An 18,914-nucleotide genomic window follows, 5' to 3' on the forward strand; every position below is an offset into this window, starting at 1 on the left:
ACTGCAAAGCGTCAGTTAAGGAGACAAATGGTCACGCAGCGCACGACGTAGCACTTTGCCCACCGTGGTCTTGGGCAGTTCTTCAGTGCGAAACTCGACAATCCGCGGCACCTTGTACCCTGTCAGGTACTCCCGGCAATGCGCCAGCAACTGGGCCTCGGTCAAGGCCGGGTCCTTGCGCACCACGAAGATCTTCACCCGCTCCCCGGTGACCTGATCGGCAACGCCGATGGCCGCCACTTCGGCGACGCCGGGGTGCAGGGCGACCACATCCTCGATCTCGTTGGGGTACACATTGAAGCCCGACACCAGGATCATGTCCTTCTTGCGATCCACCAGGCGGATAAAGCCCCGCTCGTTCATTACCCCGATATCGCCGGTCGACAGCCAGCCGTGCCGGTCCAGCACCAGGGCGGTTTCCTCCGGCCGCTGCCAGTAGCCTTTCATCACCTGCGGGCCGCGGACCTGCAACTCACCCTCCTCGCCCAGTTGCGCCAGCTCGCCGTCTTCGCGCATGAAACGCACCCAAGTCGAGGGCAAGGGCACGCCGATGGTCCCGCTGAAATCCCCCTCGCGCATCCGCGCAATATCGATGGGGCTGATGCTGACCACCGGCGAACACTCGGTCAGCCCGTAGCCTTCGATGATCGGCACCCCGGTCACCTCTTTCCAGCGCCGGGCCACGGCGGTGTGGGTGGCCATGCCACCGGCAATCGCCAGCTTCAGATCGGAAAAATCGCGGCCGCGAAAGGCTTCGTTTTCCAGCAGCCCGTTGAACAGGGTATTGACCCCGACAATGCCGCTGAACTTCTCCTTGCGCAGGATCATCTGGACCCGCTTTACGTCACGGGGGTTGGCGATCAGGATATTGCGCCCGCCCAGGCACATGAACATCAGGCAGTTCACCGTCAGCGACAGCACGTGATACAGCGGCAACAGGGTGACGTTGGTTTCCTGCTGGTTCTCATCCAGCTGATTGCCGACCCAGGCCTTGGCCTGCATCAGGTTGGCGAGGATATTACGGTGGGTAAGCATCGCCCCCTTGGCATCGCCCGTGGTGCCGCCAGTGTATTGCAGGAAGGCAATGTCATCGTGGGCCAGCTTGACCTTCCTGACCCGCAGCGTTGCGGCCTGCTTCATCATCCGTGTAAAGCGGATCGCCCCCGGCAGATGGAAACGCGGCACCTGTTTCTGGACATGCCGCAGCACAAAGTTCAGGGCCGCGCCCTTGAGCGTCCCCACCAGGTCGCCGATGGCCGCCACCACGATATTTTTCAGCGCGCTGCCGGGTAGCACCTGTTCCAGGGTATGGGCGAAGTTCTCGAAGATCACCACGGTCTCGGCGCCGCTGTCCTTGAGCAGGTGCCGGAGTTCATGGGCGGTATACAACGGGTTGACGTTGACCACCACCGCGCCCACCAACAAGGTGCCGAACAGACAGATCGGATATTGCAGGCAGTTGGGCATCATCAGCGCCACGCGATCGCCCTTCTTCACCCCTCGGGACTGCAGCCAGGCCGCGAAGGCAAAGGCGCGCCGCTCCCATTCGAGATACCCCATCTCAGTGCCGATGCTGACGTAGGCGACGCGTTCACGGTACTTCTCCATATGCTCGAGAAACACCTCGCGCAGTGACGGATAACGGTCGATCTCGCTTTCGATATCGGCGGGAACCCCCGGCAGGTAGGCGTTCAACCAGATGCGCTGGTCAATGCTGTGCAGGCTTGCGACGCTCATGGCACTTTCCTTGTTGTTGTTTTATTTTTCGACGATGGCGGTCACACCCAGCCCGCCGGCGGCACATACGGAGATCAGTCCACGGCCCTGGCCGCGCTCGTCAATCGCCTTGGCCAGGGTCGCCAGCAAGCGCCCACCAGTGGCGGCAAACGGATGCCCGCAGGCCAGGGAACCGCCGTTGACGTTGAGTTTGCTACGGTCGATCGAACCCAACGCCGCATCCAGGCCAAGGCGCTCACGGCAATAGTCGGGGTCTTCCCAGGCCTTCAGGGTGCAGAGCACCTGGGCGGCAAAGGCCTCGTGGATCTCGTAGAAGTCAAAGTCCTGCAAACCCAGGCCTTCGCGGGCGAGCATCCGTGGCACGGCGTAGGCCGGCGCCATCAGCAGGCCCTCGGTGCCGTCGACAAAATTCACCGCCGCGGTTTCGCCGGTACGCAGGTAAGCCAGCACCCGCTGGTTGTTCGCCTGCGCCCATTCCTCGCTTGCCAGCAGGACCACCGAGGCGCCATCGGTCAATGGCGTCGAGTTGCCGGCGGTCAGGGTGCCGCTGCGTTGGTCGTAGACCGGCCCCAGGCCGGCCAGTCTCTCCAGGCTGGCATCGGCGCGCAGGTTGTTATCGCGTTTCAGCCCGCGATAGGGGCTGATCAGATCATCGAAGAAACCGCGTTTGTAGGCGGCATCGAGGCGTTGGTGACTGGTCAGCGCCAGTTCGTCCTGGGCCAGTCGGCGGATCTGCCAACGCTTGGCCATCTCCTCGCAATGCTCGCCCATGGACAACCCGGTGCGCGGTTCGCCGTTGCGCGGCAGCAGGGGTTTGAAGAACATCCCCGGACGTACCCCGAGCAGGCTGCGCAGCTTATCGCCCAGGCTTTTGGAGCGATTGGCCCGCAGGAGGATCTGGCGCAAGGCTTCGTTGATCGCGATGGGCGCGTCCGAGGTGGTATCGGCGCCACCGGCAATCCCCACGTCGATCTGCCCCAGGGCAATCTTGTTGGCCACCAGCAACGCCGCCTCAAGGCCGGTGCCACAGGCTTGCTGCACATCGTAGGCCGGGGTCTCTGGCGACAAGGTGGTGGACAGCAGGGACTCGCGGGCCAGGTTGAAGTCCCGCGAATGCTTGATCACCGCCCCGGCGGCGAATTCCCCCAGGCGCTTGCCCTCAAGGCCGTGGCGATCGATCAGGCCCTGCAAGGCCGCCACCAGCAGGTCCTGGTTGCTGTCCTGGGCGTACACCGTATTGGAGCGGGCAAATGGAATGCGATTGCCACCGAGGATGGCGACCCGACGCACCGGCGCCGGGTTGAAAGCGTAGGTACTCATGACTGATCTCCCCGGATAAAGAGTCCACGCATATGCGGTTTGTCACCTGCCGCGTTGCGCACTTCGAATTTGTGACGCGAGCCTGTCGGCGGCACATTCCACAGCGTGGCGCTGCCGGGCAGGAAGATTGGCAGCTTGAACTCGCAGGTCAGCTCCGCGGCGGCCAACGGCTGTGGCGGTTGTTGCGCCGCCAGTGCGCGGCCCAGGGTCCACATGCCATGGGCAATAGGCCGCCGGAACCCGAACAGGCGCGCGCCCAGCCAGGAGATATGGATCGGGTTGTAATCGCCGCAGATCCGGGCAAAACGCCGCCCCAGGTCCGCTGGCAAGGACCAGCGCTGAGTGCGCACCAGGGCAGCTTCATCCAGGTCCAATACGCCCTGCCAGGGCTCACCCTGGGGAGCGGCCACCCCACGGCGCAGATACAGGCTTTCGCCTTCCCACACCAGGCCGCCGCCACCTTTGGCCCGCGTCACGATCAGTACCGCCTGGCCCTTGGGGTGCGCCACCCAGCGCTCGCAATGCACTTCCAGACGCAAGGCCTGCCCGGCCTCCAGGCGTTGGTACTGGCGAATGCGATTGGCCAGATGGACCATGCCGCTGGCCGGCCAGGGAAAGGCCGGACTGGTCAGCAACAGCAGGTGCAGAGGCAAGGCCAGGTTATGGGGAAACGACAGCGGCACCCCGTGCTCGGGACGAAAACCGCAGGCCCGGGCGTAACGGACGATGTCCGCCTCCAACAGCTCCACCGCCGGCCGCACCAGTTGCTCGTCGGGCAAGCGCGGTAGGCCTTCGAGCTTGGGCTTGCGCAAGCTGCGCAGGCCGAGCCAGAGCAAACGGACGCCGGAAGGCGGCGGGTCGATAAGACGAATGGAGGAATCGGCTTTCATCATTCAGGCCCCCAGCAGGCTTTGCCCGCAGACGCGGACCACCTGTCCATTGATCCCGCCGGAAGCCGGATGCACCAGCCAGGCAATGGTCTGGGCGACGTCCTCGGGCTGTCCGCCCTGAGAGAGTGAGTTCATCCGTCGCCCCGCTTCACGAATCAGCAACGGAATTTTCGCGGTCATCTGCGTCTCGATAAACCCCGGTGCCACCGCATTGACCGTGACCTGCTGGCGCGCCGCCAACGGTGCCAGGCCCTGCACCAGGCCGATCACACCAGCCTTGGACGTGGCATAGTTGCTTTGCCCCAGGTTGCCGGCGATACCGGAAATCGACGACACCCCGATAATACGCCCGCCGGGACTGATCGCCTGGCCCTCCAGTAAAGCCGTGCTCAACCGCAACGGTGCCTCCAGGTTCACCGCCAGGACCTTGCGCCAGGCGGCTTCGGTCATTTTCGCCAGGGTCTTGTCCTGGGTGATGCCGGCGTTGTGCACGACGATATCGAACGCACCTTGCTCGCCGGCGAATGCCAGCAGTTGTTCGGCCGCCTGGGGCGCGGTGATGTCCAGGGCCAGCGCGGTGCCCCCGAGGGAGGCCGCCACCTCCTGCAACTCGGCTTCCACGGCGGGGATATCCAGGCAGACGACCTGGGCGCCCTCACCCGCCAACACCTGGGCGATAGACAGGCCGATACCGCGACACGCCCCAGTGACCAGCGCACGGCGCCCGGTCAGCGGTTTGTCCCAGAGGATATCCCTGGGCACGTCCACCGGTTCGGCGATCCGCACCACCTGGCCAGAGACAAAGGCGGAACGCCGGGACAGGAAGAAACGCAGGCTGCTGTCCATTTCCGCTTCGGCCCCCGGCTCGACATACAGCAGTTGCGCGGTGATCGCCCGCCGCAGCTCCTTGCCCAGGGAGCGCACGAAGCCCTCCAGGGCCCGCTGCGCCACCGTCTGGGCGAGCGACGTGCAGTGTTCCGGCGGCGTGCCGAGGACCAGCACCCGGCCGTGGGCGCTCAGGCGCCGGACATTGGCGTGGAAGAAGCGGTACAACTCGTCCAACTGCTGCACATCAGCCAGGCCGCTGGCATCGAACACCAGCCCCCGGACCTTGACCGTCGACGGCGCATCGAGGCTCGCGGGGAGCGCCGCCACAGTCTCGGTGGCCGCAAAAATCCGTTGCAGCTCGCCCAACAAGCGGCCCTGGGGCCCGGTGGCCAGCACCACCGGATTGAGCAGGTTGCCCGCTTGACCTGGGCGATAACGTTGCAACGGCAGCGGTTGCGGCAGGCCCAGGGTCCGGGCCAGCCAGTGGCCCCAGGGGGTATTGACGAATGAAAGGTAACCGTCAGCCATGAATAGATTCCGATAAAAACCCGAGAAACATCATTAAACCGGGTTGCCCGCGGCCACCCGACGCTTGCCCAGGCTCTTGTCCGCCTGATCGATATGCGCCTGGCGCCGCTGCAACGCCTCCAACAGACCAAAGTCCTGGGGAAAATCATCCACCTGGATTGCATGGTCGGCATATTCAACATAGCGCCCGAGCAGCTCACCCTCCTCGCCGCTGATCAGTTGCGCGGCCAGGGCCTGGGTCCGCCAGGGCGCAAATGCCTCGCGGGAAATCGGCAACGGCGCGAGCAGCCCTTGGCGCACGGCCGGTTTCAGGTGTGCTTCGATCAGATCCACCTGGGGCTGCAGCCGGAATGCCAGTTCACCGTAGGCCAGCTTGTCGATATCCGGCTGCGGCATATAGGAGTCGGCCAACAGCCGGTCGCGGCTCTCGCCGGGGGTTTGCACCAGCTCGGCGACTTCCGCCAGCAACCGGTCGGAAGGTTTGCGCAGGACAATGCCGAACGGAAACGCCAGGCCGCGAATCACTCGGCTGGCGGCTTTCGAAGGATAGTTGTCGAGGGTTTCACTCAAGGCTTCATGGGCCCGCCACAGGGCATCCTGAGCCGCCCAGTGCACCAGGGGCAGGTCCGCCCGGGGCCGGCCGTCGTCCTCGAAGCGCTTGAGGACGCAGGACAGGATGTACAGCTGCGAGAGAATATCGCCGAGCCGCCCGGTGATGCTTTCCTTGCGTTTCAGCGCCCCGCCCAGCACGCCCATGGAAATATCCGAAACCAGCGCCAGCACCACCGACAGGCGTTCGATCTGCCGGTAGTAAGGGGCCAGGGCCGGATCGGTTTTAACCGGGGCCTTGAGCAACCGCCCCGCCGTCAACCCGTGCACAGCGGCCCGGACGGTGTTGGCCAGGACAAAGCCGATATGCCCGAACATCGCCCTGTCGAAAGCTTCCAGCCCTTCAGGCCCCTGGCGCCGCGCCGCCTCCATTTCACGCAACACGTAGGGATGGCAGCGAATCAGCCCCTGGCCGTAGATGATCAGGCAGCGGGTCATGATATTCGCGCCCTCCACCGTGATGGCAATCGGGCTTTGCTGGTAGGCCCGGGCCAGGAAATTGTTCGGCCCCATGCAGATGCCCTTGCCGGCGGCGATGTCCATGCCGTCGTTGACAATGGCCCGGGCCCGCTCGGTCACGTGGTACTTGGCGATAGCGGAGATCACCGAGGGTTTCTCGCCGGCATCCAGGGCCGCCACCGAAACCTTGCGCACCGCATCACAGGCATACAGATGCCCGGCCATGCGCGCCAGTGGCGCCTGCACGCCTTCGAACTTGCCGATGGGCAGGCCGAACTGTTTACGCATCGCGGCATAGGCCGTGGTCCCGCGCACGGCGACCTTGCCCAGGCCGACATTCGCCGAGGGCAACGAAATCGCCCGGCCGGCGGCCAGGCACTCCATCAGCATGCGCCAGCCATTGCCGACCTGCTCACGACCGCCAATCACCCATTCCAGGGGAATAAAGACATCCTTGCCCTGGGTCGGCCCGTTCTGGAACACCGCGTTGAGCGGCCAGTGCCGGCGACCGTGCTGTACCCCCGGATGGGACGTGGGGATCAGCGCGCAGGTAATCCCCAGGCTGCCCGGACTGCCCAGCAGGCCATCCGGGTCTTCGGCGCGGAACGCCAGGCCGAGCACCGTGGCAATCGGCCCCAGGGTGATATAGCGCTTGTCCCAGGTCACGCTGAAACCCAGCACTTCCTGGCCTTCGAAAGTGCCCTTGCAGACCACCCCGAGATCGGGAATCGCCCCGGCGTCGGAACCGGCGTAGGGGCTGGTGAGGGCGAAACAGGGAATGTCCTCGCCCCGGGCCAGGCGCGGCAGATAGTACTGGCGCTGGGCCTCGGTGCCGTAATGCAGGAGCAGTTCGGCCGGGCCCAGGGAATTGGGCACCATCACCGAGATCGCCGCCGCCGAGCAGCGGGTCGAGAGCTTCATCACCACCTGGGAGTGCGCGTAGTGGGAGAAGCCTTTGCCGCCGTATTGGCGGGGAATGATCATGCCGAGAAAGCCGGCCTCCTTGGTGTACTGCCAGGCCTGGGGCGACAGGTCCTGCCAGACCTGGGTGGTTTCCCAGTCGTTGGCCATGTCGCAGAGGGTTTCCACCTCGTTGTCGAGGAAGGCTTGCTCCTGCGCGCTCAAACGTGCCGGCGCGGCGCCCAGCAGGCGCTGCCAACGGGGTTTGCCGCTGAACAGCTCGGCGTCCCACCAGACGGTCCCGGACTCGATCGCCGCGCGTTCGGTGTCGGACATGGCCGGCATGATCTGGCGGAACAGGACCAGGGCCCGGCGCGAGAGCAAGGCCCGGCGCAAGGGCCTGACCGCCAGCACCATGGCTGGGACCAGGAGCAACAGAGCACCGATGGCGGTGCCCAGTGGCCCGACCACGCCGAACAGATAACCACCGGCCAGCCAGACCAGCACGCCCGCCAACCACAAGCGCGCGGACGCCTGCCGATACCCCAGGGCCAAGGCCCCCGCCACAGCCAGCAACAACCAGAAAGTCATGAGCACACCTCTTTGAACAGTCAGGGGAAACCACGGGCACCGATCGTAAATGGCACCTTGGGCCAGTCATCGCCACGACGACCCATTGGCTCTACCTTACAAAGAATAGGCATGATTTAAAATTATTTTTTAAAATAAATATTTAATCATTCTGAATGAACAGGGCACGGTGGCAAGACGACACATACAAAAAAAGCCCGACCTGATTGCTCAGGTCGGGCTCTTCAGAAGACTGCCCGGATCAGGCCGCCATACGCATCAGACCTTGACGATCCAACCCGCCGGGGCTTCGACGTCACCGGTCTGCACGCCGGTCAGTTCGTTGTACAGGCGCTGGGTCACCGGACCGACTTCAGTCTCGCTGTGGAACACGTGCAGCTTGCCGTTGTACTCGATGCCACCGATCGGCGTGATCACCGCGGCGGTACCGCAGGCACCGGCTTCCTTGAAGTCGGCGATCTTGTCGATCAGCACATCGCCTTCGATGACCTTCAGGCCCAGGCGCGATTCGGCCAGTTCGATCAGCGACAGACGGGTGATACCCGGCAAGACCGAAGGCGACTTCGGCGTGACGAACTCGTTGTTGCGGGTGATGCCGAAGAAGTTGGCCGAACCGACTTCCTCGATCTTCGAGTGGGTCAGCGGGTCCAGGTAGATGCTGTCGGCGAAGCCGCGCTTCTTGGCCTCGGCGCCCGGCATCAGGCTGGCGGCATAGTTGCCACCGACCTTGGCCGCGCCGGTGCCTTGCGGAGCGGCACGGTCATAGCTGGAGATCACGAAGTTGTGCGGCTTCATGCCGCCCTTGAAGTAGGCGCCGACCGGAATGCAGAAGATCGAGAAGATGAACTCGGGCGCGGTACGCACGCCGATGTTGTCGCCCACGCCGATCACGAACGGGCGCAGGTACAGCGCGCCGCCGGTGCCGTAAGGCGGGATGAAACGTTCGTTGGCGCGGACCACCTGCTTGCAGGCTTCGATAAACACATCGGTCGGTACGTGCGGCATCAGCAGGCGCGAGCAGCTGCGTTGCATGCGCGCGGCGTTCTGGTCAGGACGGAACAGGTTGATCGAACCGTCCTTGCAACGGTAGGCCTTCATGCCTTCGAAGCACTGCTGGCCGTAGTGCAGCGCGGTCGAACCTTCGCTGATATGCAGGACGTTGTCTTCGGTCAGCACACCGTTGTCCCACTCACCGTTACGGTAGTACGACAGGTAGCGCTTGTCGGTCTTGACGTAATCGAAACCCAGCTTGTCCCAGTTAATGCTTTCCTGACCCATGGCACCCTCAATCATCTGATAACCGCCTGAATCGCTCAGGCTTATGACATTTTTTTCGCAGGCAACCACAATACTCTATTCAGACAGGAAATCGCAGCCTGGACGACGTGCATGTCCCACATGCGTTTATGCCCGGTCCTCCACGCCGCACGCCGGCGGGAGACCTTCAGTCGGCATGCACGGCCTGGCGTCCGAAGCGGTATTGGTTGTTGCCGCTGCGCTTGGCTTCGTACATCGCCAGGTCGGCGGTATGGATCAGCGTATCCATGCTCGGCGCATGATCCGGGAATACCCCCACCCCCAGGCTGCAGCCGATCTGCACCGGTTGAGCGCCAAGAATAATCGGCATCGATAACTCGACGAGGATTTTCTCGCACAGCAGGTGAACCTCCTCCAACCGGCCGTTGCCCTGCTGGGCCAGCCCTTCGAGGACCAACACGAACTCATCGCCACCGATGCGCGCCACCGTATCCGAGGTCCGCATCAGGTTTTTCAGGCGGGTTGCCGTGGTGACCAGGATCCGATCACCGGCCGCATGCCCGTGTACATCGTTGATGTCCTTGAAACCGTTGAGGTCGAGGAACACCAGGATCACCCGGGAGGCCTGGGTACGGGCACGTTCCAGAGCCCTGGACAAACGCTCCTCCAGCACCAGCCGATTGGGCAGCCCGGTCAGTGCGTCGTGGTGGGCCAGGGTATGCAACTGGCTGGCCCAGGCCTTTTCCTCGGTGATATCACGCACCACCCCCATCATCTTGATCGCCGAGTCATGGATGTTCTTCACCACATTGCCGGTCTCGCGCAACCAGTGGACGCTGCCGTCCGGCCAGATCACCCGGTATTCCTCGTCGTGGTTCTCGCCGGTCTCGATGCAACGCGCCTCCCCGGCCCGCACCCTGGCCCGGTCTTCGGGGTGCACGCTGGCGCAGAACAGTTCGTAGGACGGGATCACCTCGCCCACCTTGTAGCCGAACATGCCGTAGATGGCCTCCGACCAGTAGAGCTTCTCGGTATCGACGTCCCAGTCCCAGGTGCCGATGCGGGCAAAGTACTGGCTGCGCTTGAAACGTTCGACATCGTCGGCGGCTTCGACCCGTCGGTGACATTCGTTCACCTGCTGCAACAGTGCCCGGCATTCGGCCAGTTCCCGACGAGCCTTGCGCTCACGACGAAACAGCACCGCGATCAAGGCGATCACGGGCACGACGACAACGACCTCAAGCCATGGGGTCATGATTGAAAACCAAGGGATTTGAACATGGACACACGATGACTAAATGGCCAGTGGCTATCTTAATCCACACTGAACGTGCGCCCATGTTTTTTTAGTGGGCCGCCGTTTCGGCCATCAACGACTGATGAACGCCGAAACCGGCCATGACTCCGGCCGCCGCTCAAACGCACCGCCTCAAGCACCGTGCTACCCCAACGCTCCTGCAGGCCGGGAATTGCCGACAACTCATTGCTAAATCAGCCTTATTCTGAGAAAACGCCTGCCAGACAGGGCCCCTGCGCCAATTAACGGGAGAGGAACCAATGAATAACGAATTACAGATCACCGACGTCCGCCCAGGCGACGGCAAGGCCGTGGTCAAGGGCGCGCTGATCACCACGCATTATCGCGGTACGCTCGAAGATGGCAGCGAGTTCGACTCGTCCCACAGCCGTGGCAAGCCGTTCCAGTGCGTGATCGGCACAGGACGAGTGATAAAGGGCTGGGATATCGGCCTGATGGGCATGAAAGTCGGCGGCAAACGCCGATTGTTCGTGCCGGCGCACCTGGCCTACGGAGAATGCGGCATGGGCTCACTCGTCGCACCAGGTGCCGACCTGACCTTTGAAATCGAGTTGCTGGAAGTGCTGACACGGGACGATTGAGCACACCTGCGTCTATCCTTGAGCTTCGATCACGACGACATGCACGGCCCCATCACCGCCGTGTCAGCCGCTCGATAACCGGAGATGTCCCCATGCCCGATCCGCAAGTCAGCGCGGCCCTGGAAACGCTCTTGCCACTGATGGCCGAGCAGCCCTTTCTGGTGCTCACCGGCGCCGGTATCAGCACCTCTTCCGGCATCCCGGATTACCGTGACAGCGACGGCGTGCGCAGGGGTAAACCGCCGATGATGATTCAGGAATTCCTCGGCTCGCCCCAGGCCCGGCGCCGCTACTGGGCCAGGGCCATGCTCGGCTGGCCGCGGGTGCGCATGGCCCGGCCGAACGCAGCCCACCGGGCGCTGGCCAGCCTGCAGGCGCAACACCGCCTCAGCGGCCTGATCACCCAGAACGTCGATACCCTGCATGAGCAGGCCGGCAGTCACGATGTCATCGAGCTGCATGGCAGCCTGCACAAGGTCCTGTGCCTGGATTGCGGCGCTCGCCTGGAGCGCGATGCCGTCCAGCTTATGCTGGAGGCGCAGAACCCCTATCTCACGGGGATCGAAGCGGTCCAGGCGCCCGACGGCGACACCCTGCTGGACGCCGCCTTCGAGTCGCGCTTCCAAGTACCCCGCTGCCCGCAGTGCGATGGCGATCGCTTGAAACCCGACGTGGTGTTCTTCGGCGAAAACGTCGCTCCGCTCACCGCTGCCAGGGCCCTGGCCAGCGCCGAGCAGGCGGCGGGGTTGCTGGTGATCGGCTCGTCGCTGATGGCCTATTCGGCCTTCCGGCTATGCAAGCTGATGGCCGAGCGCGGCAAGCCGCTGATCGCCATCAACCTGGGCAAGACCCGCGCCGATGAGTTGCTGAACTTCAAGTTCGAAGCCTCGTGCGAACAGTTGCTGCCGCTGCTGGTCGAGCGCCTGGGCTGATCAGCAACGGATGGGCAACGCCTCGATCAGCGCCTGGGTCGAACGGACCCGGGCAATGCGCGGCATGACCTTCTCCATGGAGAAACGATGGGTGTCTTCGCCGAGGCCCGCGCAGGCGTCTTCGGCCACCACCACGGCGTAGTTGTGGTGCCAGGCATCCCGGGCAGTGGATTCGACCCCGGAGTTACTGGCGATACCACAGACAATCACAGTGGTAATCCCGCGACGACGCAATTGCAGGTCCAGTTCAGTGCCGTAGAAGGCGCTCCAGCTGTGCTTGGTGATCTGCACCGGGGCGTTCAAGGCAGCGATCACAGGGGTCAGCAGCGCCCAGTCTTCCGGCAGGCCACCCGGCGGCACGGCCATCGGCATATCCACCGGCTGATTGAGTTTGTCGGCGTAGTCGCTGGCGAAACCCACGCGCACGGCGACCACCAGACCACCCGCCTGGGTCAGGTGCTCACCAAGCCGCGCGGCCCGTTCGGCGACGGCTTGCGAGGTGTGAGGCGCAACCGGCATGGCCATGATCCCCTGCTGCAGGTCGATGATCACAAGGGCACAGGTACGAGGATCGAGGGTAAGCGACATGATGATCTCCTGATCGACGGACGTCGGCTTGCGCAACCAGGCAAGCGCGAACGGCGAAGCTGCGGTTAGAATATGAGGATAGCCTCACAATCAGGATATGAGGATGCCCTCACAAACTTCAAGTAAAAAAAATGTCAGCATCCACACGCCGCGCCTGGAACGCGGCAAGCAGCGCGTGGCCGAGCTGATGGCCGCCGCTGCCCGGGTCTTTGCCGAACAAGGTTATGACGCGGCGACCATGACCGAAGTGGCCGCCCTGGCCCAGGCGTCGATTGGTTCGCTGTACCAGTACTTTCCCACCAAGGCGCTGCTGGCCCAGGCCCTGCACAGCGCGCAACTGGAGATGCTCCGAGGCCGGCTCGAAAGCCTGGCGCCACAGGCACCCAACCTGAGCCCACGACAGATAGCCGAGCGGATACTGGAGGAGTTGTCGCTGTTTCTGGAGGAGAATCCGGCGTTTATCGCCCTGGCCGAGCGGCGCGATATCGACAAGAAAGCCAAGGCCGCCACGCGCTCAGGCTTGCTGTCGCTGCTGACCGGGCTGCTGGCCCAGGCACAACCGCCGCTGCCGGCCGAGCGCCATGCACTGACGGCGGTGATGCTGCTGGAACTGATGAAAATCGCCGTATCGCTCAAGGCCCGTGAGCCCGCCGAGATCGCCGAAGACGTCCTCCAGACGTTCAAGAGCATGTTGGGCCAGCATCTGGACTCACTGTAGAAACTGCCGAAGGCCCTTCGGCGGTTCCCCTGTGCTCCCTGGGTGACAGTGCCGGGCGATCTTTTTATGCCGACGGAATGGTCAGGCCCTTGATCACCGCCGGGCGCGCCACGAACTGCTCCAGGGCGCGGAGCACATGGGGGAAGTCCTGGATGCCCACCAGGTCGCCGGCCTCGTAGAAACCGATCAGGTTGCGAATCCACGGGAAGGTGGCGATATCGGCGATGCTGTAGTCGTCGCCCATGATCCAGCGGCGGCTTTCCAGGCGCTGGTCCAGCACCCCCAGCAGGCGCTTGCTCTCGGCCACGTAACGGTCGCGCGGGCGCTTGTCCTCGTAGTCCTTGCCGGCGAATTTATTGAAGAAACCGAGCTGGCCGAACATCGGTCCGATGCCGCCCATCTGAAACATCACCCACTGGATGGTTTCATAGCGCCGCGTCAGGTCCTTGGACATGAAGCGCCCGGTTTTCTCGGCGAGGTAGATCAGGATCGCCCCGGACTCGAACAACGGCAGCGGCTGGCCGTCGGGACCGTTGGGGTCGATGATGGCCGGGATCTTGTTGTTGGGGTTCAACGCCATGAATTCCGGCGTCAGCTGGTCATTGCTGGCGAAACTGACCAGGTGCGCTTCATAGGGCAGGCCCAGCTCTTCGAGCAGGATCGAAACCTTGACGCCGTTGGGCGTAGGCAACGAATAGAGCTGGAGGCGGTCTGGATGTTGTGCAGGCCATTTATGCGTGATGGTGAACTCGGAAAGATCAGTCATGGAAAGCTTCCAGCAAGCGGTAGGGAATGCGGCAACGGGTCAGGACCATACACCCGTCAGGGCGCTGATTATAGGCACAGCCAGTGGCCGTGCCTGTAGCGCCGGGCATGAGATTTTTCTGCGCCATGGACCGTCAATCACTGAAACAGAGAGGGCATCATGTATCTGAAAATTCTCAGTCTGCCATTGCTGGCAGCAACATTCCTGAGCGTGGCGGGCTGTTCCACGCCTACGGTGGTGACCTTGCAGAACGGCACCGAGTACATCACCAGGGATACACCCCAAACCCACTCCGCCGATGGTTTCTATGAGTTCAAGGATATTTCCGGCAAAGAGGTGCGGGTCAAGGCGTCCGATGTGGCGACGGTCAAACCGAAGGATTGATATCCAGACCTCAGCGAAAATCCCGGCTGCGCACGGTGATATCCGCCAGCAGTGAACCCAGGTCGCCCAGGCGTCCGGCAATCACATGCCGGACGTCGCCCTCGGATTCCAGGCGCCCGTCGACTTTCAGCAACTGGGCGCCCACCAGCACTTGCCGTTGCCGCTCGGCCAGGTCGCGCCAGACCACCACGTTGACGTTGCCGAATTCGTCCTCCAGGGTGACAAAGGTCACCCCGCTGGCCGTGCCCGGTCGCTGGCGTCCGGTGACCAGGCCGACAATGCTCACCGGCCGCCCGTGTTCGACCTCCAGCAGCTCCCGCGAACTGCGACAGCGCATGGCTTGCAATTGCCCGCGCAACAACGCCAGCGGATGCGGCCCCAAGGTCGTGCCAAGGCTGGCGTAATCCGCTTGCAGGTCCTCGCCGACACTCGGGCGCGGCAAGGCCACCGGGGTTTCGGTTTGCCTCGACAACCCGGCAAACAGCCCAAGCTGCGCCTCGACCCCAGCCACTTCCCAGCGCGCCTGATAACGGTCACCCGCCAACCCCTGCAAGGCACCGGCATCGGCCAGCAGTTCCTGAGCCCGGGTATCCAGTCGCGCCCGCTCACCCAGGTCGGCGATATCCTCGAAGCCCCCTGCCTTGCGTGCCACTTCGATCCGCCGCGCATCCTCCTCGCGAAACCCGCGAATCATACGTAAACCCAGGCGCAACGCCGGCTGTGGGCCATCGGTCGGCTCCAGGCTGCACTCCCAATCGCTGGCCCGCACATCCACCGGACGAATCTGCAACTGATGCCGCCGGGCATCCTGGAGGATCTGATCAGGGCTGTAGAAGCCCATCGGCCAGCTGTTGATCAGCGCACAGGCAAACGCCGCCGGCTCATGGCACTTCAACCAGCAACTGGCGTAGGTCAGCAAGGCAAAGCTGGCGGCATGGGACTCGGGGAAACCGTAGCTGCCAAAACCCTTGATCTGCTCGAAGATCTGCGCGGCAAATTCCGGCGCATAACCGTTCTTCGCCATGCCCTCGGCCAGTCGCAGACGGTGCGGCTCAAGCCCGCCATGGCGCTTCCAGGCGGCCATGGAGCGGCGCAACTGATCGGCCTCGCCCGGGGTGTAGTCCGCCGCCACCACCGCGATCTGCATGACCTGTTCCTGAAACAGCGGCACCCCCAGGGTGCGCTTCAGGACCTCTTCCAGTTCCGGCGACGGGTAGGTCGCAAGCTCTTCCTTGTTTCGCCGCCGCAGGTACGGGTGCACCATGCCGCCCTGGATCGGCCCCGGCCGGACAATCGCCACCTCAATCACCAGGTCATAGAAATTCTTCGGTTTGAGCCGAGGCAGCATCGACATCTGCGCCCGCGACTCGATCTGGAACACGCCGATGGTGTCGGCCCGGCCGATCATTTCATAGGTCGGCTTATCGTCCGGCGGCAGGCTCGCCAGGGTCCAGCGCGGCCCGCCGCGATACTGCTGCACCAGGTCGAAACAGCGACGCAGTGCGCTGAGCATGCCCAGGGCCAGGACATCGACCTTGAGCAGACCGACCTTGTCCAGGTCGTCCTTGTCCCACTGGATAATCGTCCGTTCGGCCATGGCGGCGTTTTCCACCGGGACCAGGGTCTCCAGCGGTTGCTCGGAAATCACGAAACCGCCTGGATGCTGGGACAGGTGCCGGGGAAAGCCGATCAGTTGCCGGGTCAGCCCCAGGACCCGGCGCAGCACCGGGCTGTCGGGATCGAAACCGTTTTCGCGCAGGCGTTCCGCTGCCGGCGGCTCATCGCTCCAGTGGCCGCAGGCGTCGGCCAGGGCATTGATCTGGTCCGGCGGCAGGCCCAGCGCCTTGGCCACATCGCGCACCGCCCCCGCGCCGTGATAGGTGCTGACCACCGCCGTCAACGCCGCGCGGTTTCGGCCATAACGCCGAAATACGTATTGCAGTACCTCTTCGCGGCGATCGTGCTCGAAGTCGACATCGATATCCGGTGGTTCGTTGCGCTCGCGGGAGAGGAAGCGCTCGAACAGCATGTTGGTGCGATCCGGGTTCAACTCGGTGATCCCCAGGGCATAACACACCACCGAGTTCGCCGCCGAACCGCGCCCCTGGCAGAGAATGCCCTGCCTGCGGGCGAAGTCGACGATATCCTGCACCGTCAGGAAATAACTGTCGTAGTCCAGCTCGGCGATCAGTGTCAGCTCTTTTTCGATCAGGTCGCGAACCCGGGTATTGATCCCTTCCGGCCAACGTCGACGGATGCCCTCCTCCGTCAGATGCCGCAGCCAGGATGTCGGGGTCTGCCATTCCGGCACCAGCTCACGGGGGTACTGGTAGCGCAGTTGGCCGAGGTCGAAGGTGCAACGCCGGGCAATGACCTGGGTTTCGGCCAGCAAGGACGTCGGATAAATCTCGCGCAAGGCCTCAAGGCTGCGCAGATGTCGCTCGCCATTGGCATGCAACTGCTGCCCGGCATCGGCCACCCGGGTGTGCAGGCGAATGGCGGTCATGGTGTCCTGCAGGGCACGGCGGGCCCGCACATGCATATGCACATCGCCGCTGGCCACGGCGCGAATCGCCAGTTCGTCGGCCAGGGCCAGCAAGCGCGCCAAACGTCGATCATCATCCTGGCCGCAATGCAGTTCCACCGCCAGCCATAGCCGTTCGGGAAAACGCTCGCGCAACCAGCGGCCATCGACGTCGCTAATGCTCTGTTCAGGCAGCCACAACGCCAGTAGCCCAGGCAGCGCCTGCTCGAAGTCCGCCCGCAGCACTTGATAACAACCCTTGTCCGAACGACGCCGGGCCTGGGTGATCAATCGGCAAAGGGCCTGGTAACCCAGCAGGTCTTCCACCAGCAACACTACCCGAGGTCCATTCTCGATCCGCATTTCACTGCCGATGATCAGCGGCAGACCGCTGTCCTGCGCGGCCTGCCAGGCCCGGACAATCCCGGCCAGGGTGCATTCATCGGTGATCGCCAGGGCTTGATAGCCCTGCTCCTTGGCCCGTTCGAACAACTCCCGGGCACTGGAAGCCCCGCGCTGGAAACTGAAGTTCGACAGGCAATGCAGCTCGGCGTATTCGCCACTCATGCGAACCAGCCCTGCAACAGCAAGGGGCCACTTTCCCCCACCGTGCGATAGGCCCAGGCGTGGCGACCGGCACGGGTCTCGATCAGGTAATAATCGCGGCGCACATCCGCGCCGTCCCACCAGCCCGACTCGATCCGCTCCGGCCCCAGCAGGACCCGCGCCGCCTGTTCGGGCAATGGCAACGGCGTTTTGAGCAGCCAGCCGGGGCGCAATGGTCCGGCGGCCGCCAGTGGCTCGGCGGTGCTTGCCGGCAGCGGCTGCCAGGCGCATTCGGGGCGGTGATCGGCCTGGAAACGCAGGCCCTGAACAGCGTCATCACCCAACCGGGCGCGCAGGCGCTCGCGCAGTTGCTCCCAGGGCAGAGACTGTTGCGGGCGTTCGTCGAAGAGTTCGCGATGCTGCGGGACAAAGGCCGGCAGGTCCTCGGCCTCCAGGCGAAAACCACGCACCGCCGCCTCGACCTGGACCTGCTCCAGTCGCCCACGGGCCAGTTCGAAGAGCATCGAAGGGTCACGCTCGGCACTCAGCAGGCCGACCTTGATCCGCGTGTCCGCGACCCCGGCATGTTCCAGGATCAATTCGAAGCGCTGCACACCGCTGTCACGCCCACAGAGAAACGCCGACAGATCCCCGGTCAGGCGACGCAAGGGAAACAGCAAGGCCTGATTCGAGGTCACGTCGAAATTCAACTCGATCCGCGCCACGAAGCGATCCGGCGGCAGGTAGAACGCCAGGGCCAGCGGCCGCTCGCCGAGCAAGGTGTCGAGGTGTTTGAGCAACGACGCCTCGAAGCGCCGCGCCAGGCTATGCCGGGGCAAGGCCAGCACTTGCGCCAGGGTCCGCAGTCCCATGCGCGACAAAGCCGTGGCCGCCTCTTTTTCCAACCCGACCCGGTCGATCGGCATCTGCCCCAGGGCCTGGCGCAAGGACCCGTTGTCCGCCAGGGCCAGACCATCGTAGGCATTGGCCAGGACCCGGGCCGCCGCCGGATTGGGCGCGACCACGATCCGGTGACGAAAGCCCAGGCCGGTCAGTTCTTCACGCAAGCGCGCTTCCAATTGCGGCCAGGGTCCGAACAGGCCCAGGCTGGATTCGATCTCGAACAGCAAGGCCCGCGGATACCGCAGGCTGACCTGGGAACTGAAGCGATAGGCCCAGGCGGCGAGAAACTGCTGCCACTGTTCGATTTCGGCGGGATCGTATTCGGCGCTGGCAAAGGCCTTGGTCAAGGCATGGGCGGCGGTCAGCGATTGCCCGGGACACAGGCCCAAGGCCCGCGCCGACGCATTCACCGCCTGCACCACCCGGCGTTGCGGCGAACCCGTCAACAGTGCCAGCGGCGCGTCAGGCTCAGGGGTTCGCCGCAGCACCCCGTCCAGTGCCAATTGCGGAAAAACAATACAGACCCAACGCATAC

The 18,914-nt window shown here is 63.9% G+C and carries 15 protein-coding genes; 4 read left to right on the top strand and 11 right to left on the bottom strand.

Annotated features, from left to right (window positions below; genetic code table 11):
* Nucleotides 1–15: 15 nt before the first annotated feature.
* From M5C56_RS26555 to M5C56_RS26585, 7 genes are all read right to left on the bottom strand, one after another.
* Entirely contained in the window at nucleotides 16–1,737 is a 1,722-nt protein-coding gene (locus M5C56_RS26555; RefSeq protein WP_103497230.1) for an AMP-binding protein, read from the bottom strand.
* A 21-nt stretch (nucleotides 1,738–1,758) separates the two neighbouring features.
* Complete coding sequence (locus tag M5C56_RS26560) at nucleotides 1,759–3,057, bottom strand: acetyl-CoA C-acetyltransferase (protein ID WP_103497229.1); 1,299 nt, start codon at nucleotides 3,055–3,057, stop codon at nucleotides 1,759–1,761.
* Complete coding sequence (locus M5C56_RS26565) at nucleotides 3,054–3,947, bottom strand: MaoC/PaaZ C-terminal domain-containing protein (protein ID WP_103497234.1); 894 nt, start codon at nucleotides 3,945–3,947, stop codon at nucleotides 3,054–3,056. Before M5C56_RS26565 ends, M5C56_RS26560 begins: the two co-directional genes overlap by 4 nt.
* Before the next feature lie 3 nt (nucleotides 3,948–3,950).
* Nucleotides 3,951–5,303 carry a 3-oxoacyl-ACP reductase gene (locus M5C56_RS26570; RefSeq protein ID WP_103497228.1) on the bottom strand — a complete coding sequence of 451 codons (1,353 nt, stop codon included), beginning with the start codon at nucleotides 5,301–5,303 and terminating at the stop codon, nucleotides 3,951–3,953.
* A 33-nt stretch (nucleotides 5,304–5,336) separates the two neighbouring features.
* Nucleotides 5,337–7,862 carry an acyl-CoA dehydrogenase gene (locus M5C56_RS26575; RefSeq protein WP_103497227.1) on the bottom strand — a complete coding sequence of 842 codons (2,526 nt, stop codon included), beginning with the start codon at nucleotides 7,860–7,862 and terminating at the stop codon, nucleotides 5,337–5,339.
* Between the two features lie 258 nt (nucleotides 7,863–8,120).
* Entirely contained in the window at nucleotides 8,121–9,140 is a 1,020-nt protein-coding gene (locus tag M5C56_RS26580; protein WP_103497233.1) for a branched-chain amino acid aminotransferase, read from the bottom strand.
* Between the two features lie 166 nt (nucleotides 9,141–9,306).
* Nucleotides 9,307–10,374 (bottom strand): sensor domain-containing diguanylate cyclase, encoded by a 1,068-nt coding sequence (locus tag M5C56_RS26585; RefSeq protein WP_103497226.1) that lies wholly within the window; start codon nucleotides 10,372–10,374, stop codon nucleotides 9,307–9,309.
* 302 nt (nucleotides 10,375–10,676) lie between these two features.
* Between M5C56_RS26585 and M5C56_RS26590 the strand changes: the two genes are divergently transcribed.
* Both M5C56_RS26590 and M5C56_RS26595 read left to right on the top strand, forming a co-directional pair.
* On the top strand, nucleotides 10,677–11,018 hold the full coding sequence (locus M5C56_RS26590) for an FKBP-type peptidyl-prolyl cis-trans isomerase (RefSeq protein WP_103497225.1): 342 nt from the start codon (nucleotides 10,677–10,679) through the stop codon (nucleotides 11,016–11,018).
* A gap of 92 nt (nucleotides 11,019–11,110) precedes the next feature.
* A complete protein-coding gene (locus tag M5C56_RS26595) occupies nucleotides 11,111–11,950 on the top strand; it encodes an NAD-dependent protein deacetylase (protein ID WP_103497224.1) in 840 nt (279 codons plus the stop codon).
* Here M5C56_RS26595 and M5C56_RS26600 read toward each other — a convergent pair whose 3' ends face one another.
* On the bottom strand, nucleotides 11,951–12,538 hold the full coding sequence (locus M5C56_RS26600) for a hydrolase (RefSeq protein WP_103497223.1): 588 nt from the start codon (nucleotides 12,536–12,538) through the stop codon (nucleotides 11,951–11,953). It lies immediately after the preceding gene.
* Nucleotides 12,539–12,641: 103 nt separating this feature from the next.
* On the opposite strand from M5C56_RS26600, the gene M5C56_RS26605 reads away from it, so the two are divergent.
* Nucleotides 12,642–13,256 carry a TetR/AcrR family transcriptional regulator gene (locus M5C56_RS26605; protein WP_177098829.1) on the top strand — a complete coding sequence of 205 codons (615 nt, stop codon included), beginning with the start codon at nucleotides 12,642–12,644 and terminating at the stop codon, nucleotides 13,254–13,256.
* 64 nt (nucleotides 13,257–13,320) lie between these two features.
* On the opposite strand, the gene M5C56_RS26610 is transcribed toward M5C56_RS26605, so the two are convergent.
* Entirely contained in the window at nucleotides 13,321–14,022 is a 702-nt protein-coding gene (locus M5C56_RS26610; protein WP_103497221.1) for a glutathione S-transferase N-terminal domain-containing protein, read from the bottom strand.
* 159 nt (nucleotides 14,023–14,181) lie between these two features.
* Here M5C56_RS26610 and M5C56_RS26615 point away from each other — a divergent pair, with 159 nt between their 5' ends.
* The gene (locus M5C56_RS26615) at nucleotides 14,182–14,406 is read left to right on the top strand and encodes a YgdI/YgdR family lipoprotein (RefSeq protein ID WP_103497220.1); all 225 of its coding nucleotides are present in this window, start codon (nucleotides 14,182–14,184) and stop codon (nucleotides 14,404–14,406) included.
* 10 nt (nucleotides 14,407–14,416) lie between these two features.
* On the opposite strand, the gene M5C56_RS26620 is transcribed toward M5C56_RS26615, so the two are convergent.
* Together M5C56_RS26620 and M5C56_RS26625 are read right to left on the bottom strand one after the other, a co-directional pair.
* Nucleotides 14,417–17,497, bottom strand: coding sequence for an error-prone DNA polymerase (locus M5C56_RS26620; RefSeq protein ID WP_103497219.1), 3,081 nt, complete (start codon nucleotides 17,495–17,497; stop codon nucleotides 14,417–14,419).
* Complete coding sequence (locus tag M5C56_RS26625) at nucleotides 17,494–18,912, bottom strand: DNA polymerase Y family protein (RefSeq protein ID WP_103497218.1); 1,419 nt, start codon at nucleotides 18,910–18,912, stop codon at nucleotides 17,494–17,496. Before M5C56_RS26625 ends, M5C56_RS26620 begins: the two co-directional genes overlap by 4 nt.
* Nucleotides 18,913–18,914: the final 2 nt, after the last annotated feature.

The organism is Pseudomonas sp. MWU13-2862 (assembly GCF_023242495.1).
In the GTDB taxonomy this organism is placed as follows: Bacteria; Pseudomonadota; Gammaproteobacteria; order Pseudomonadales; family Pseudomonadaceae; genus Aquipseudomonas; species Aquipseudomonas gingeri_D.

What these genes read in the sequence shown, in the direction of transcription:
- M5C56_RS26555 (WP_103497230.1), bottom strand. Translation starts at nt 1,737, where the DNA reads ATGAGCGTCGCAAGCCTGCACAGCATTGACCAGCGCATCTGGTTGAAC.
- M5C56_RS26560 (WP_103497229.1), bottom strand. Translation starts at nt 3,057, where the DNA reads ATGAGTACCTACGCTTTCAACCCGGCGCCGGTGCGTCGGGTCGCCATC.
- M5C56_RS26565 (WP_103497234.1), bottom strand. Translation starts at nt 3,947, where the DNA reads ATGAAAGCCGATTCCTCCATTCGTCTTATCGACCCGCCGCCTTCCGGC.
- M5C56_RS26570 (WP_103497228.1), bottom strand. Translation starts at nt 5,303, where the DNA reads ATGGCTGACGGTTACCTTTCATTCGTCAATACCCCCTGGGGCCACTGG.
- M5C56_RS26575 (WP_103497227.1), bottom strand. Translation starts at nt 7,862, where the DNA reads ATGACTTTCTGGTTGTTGCTGGCTGTGGCGGGGGCCTTGGCCCTGGGG.
- M5C56_RS26580 (WP_103497233.1), bottom strand. Translation starts at nt 9,140, where the DNA reads ATGGGTCAGGAAAGCATTAACTGGGACAAGCTGGGTTTCGATTACGTC.
- M5C56_RS26585 (WP_103497226.1), bottom strand. Translation starts at nt 10,374, where the DNA reads ATGACCCCATGGCTTGAGGTCGTTGTCGTCGTGCCCGTGATCGCCTTG.
- M5C56_RS26590 (WP_103497225.1), top strand. Translation starts at nt 10,677, where the DNA reads ATGAATAACGAATTACAGATCACCGACGTCCGCCCAGGCGACGGCAAG.
- M5C56_RS26595 (WP_103497224.1), top strand. Translation starts at nt 11,111, where the DNA reads ATGCCCGATCCGCAAGTCAGCGCGGCCCTGGAAACGCTCTTGCCACTG.
- M5C56_RS26600 (WP_103497223.1), bottom strand. Translation starts at nt 12,538, where the DNA reads ATGTCGCTTACCCTCGATCCTCGTACCTGTGCCCTTGTGATCATCGAC.
- M5C56_RS26605 (WP_177098829.1), top strand. Translation starts at nt 12,642, where the DNA reads ATGCCCTCACAAACTTCAAGTAAAAAAAATGTCAGCATCCACACGCCG.
- M5C56_RS26610 (WP_103497221.1), bottom strand. Translation starts at nt 14,022, where the DNA reads ATGACTGATCTTTCCGAGTTCACCATCACGCATAAATGGCCTGCACAA.
- M5C56_RS26615 (WP_103497220.1), top strand. Translation starts at nt 14,182, where the DNA reads ATGTATCTGAAAATTCTCAGTCTGCCATTGCTGGCAGCAACATTCCTG.
- M5C56_RS26620 (WP_103497219.1), bottom strand. Translation starts at nt 17,497, where the DNA reads ATGAGTGGCGAATACGCCGAGCTGCATTGCCTGTCGAACTTCAGTTTC.
- M5C56_RS26625 (WP_103497218.1), bottom strand. Translation starts at nt 18,912, where the DNA reads ATGCGTTGGGTCTGTATTGTTTTTCCGCAATTGGCACTGGACGGGGTG.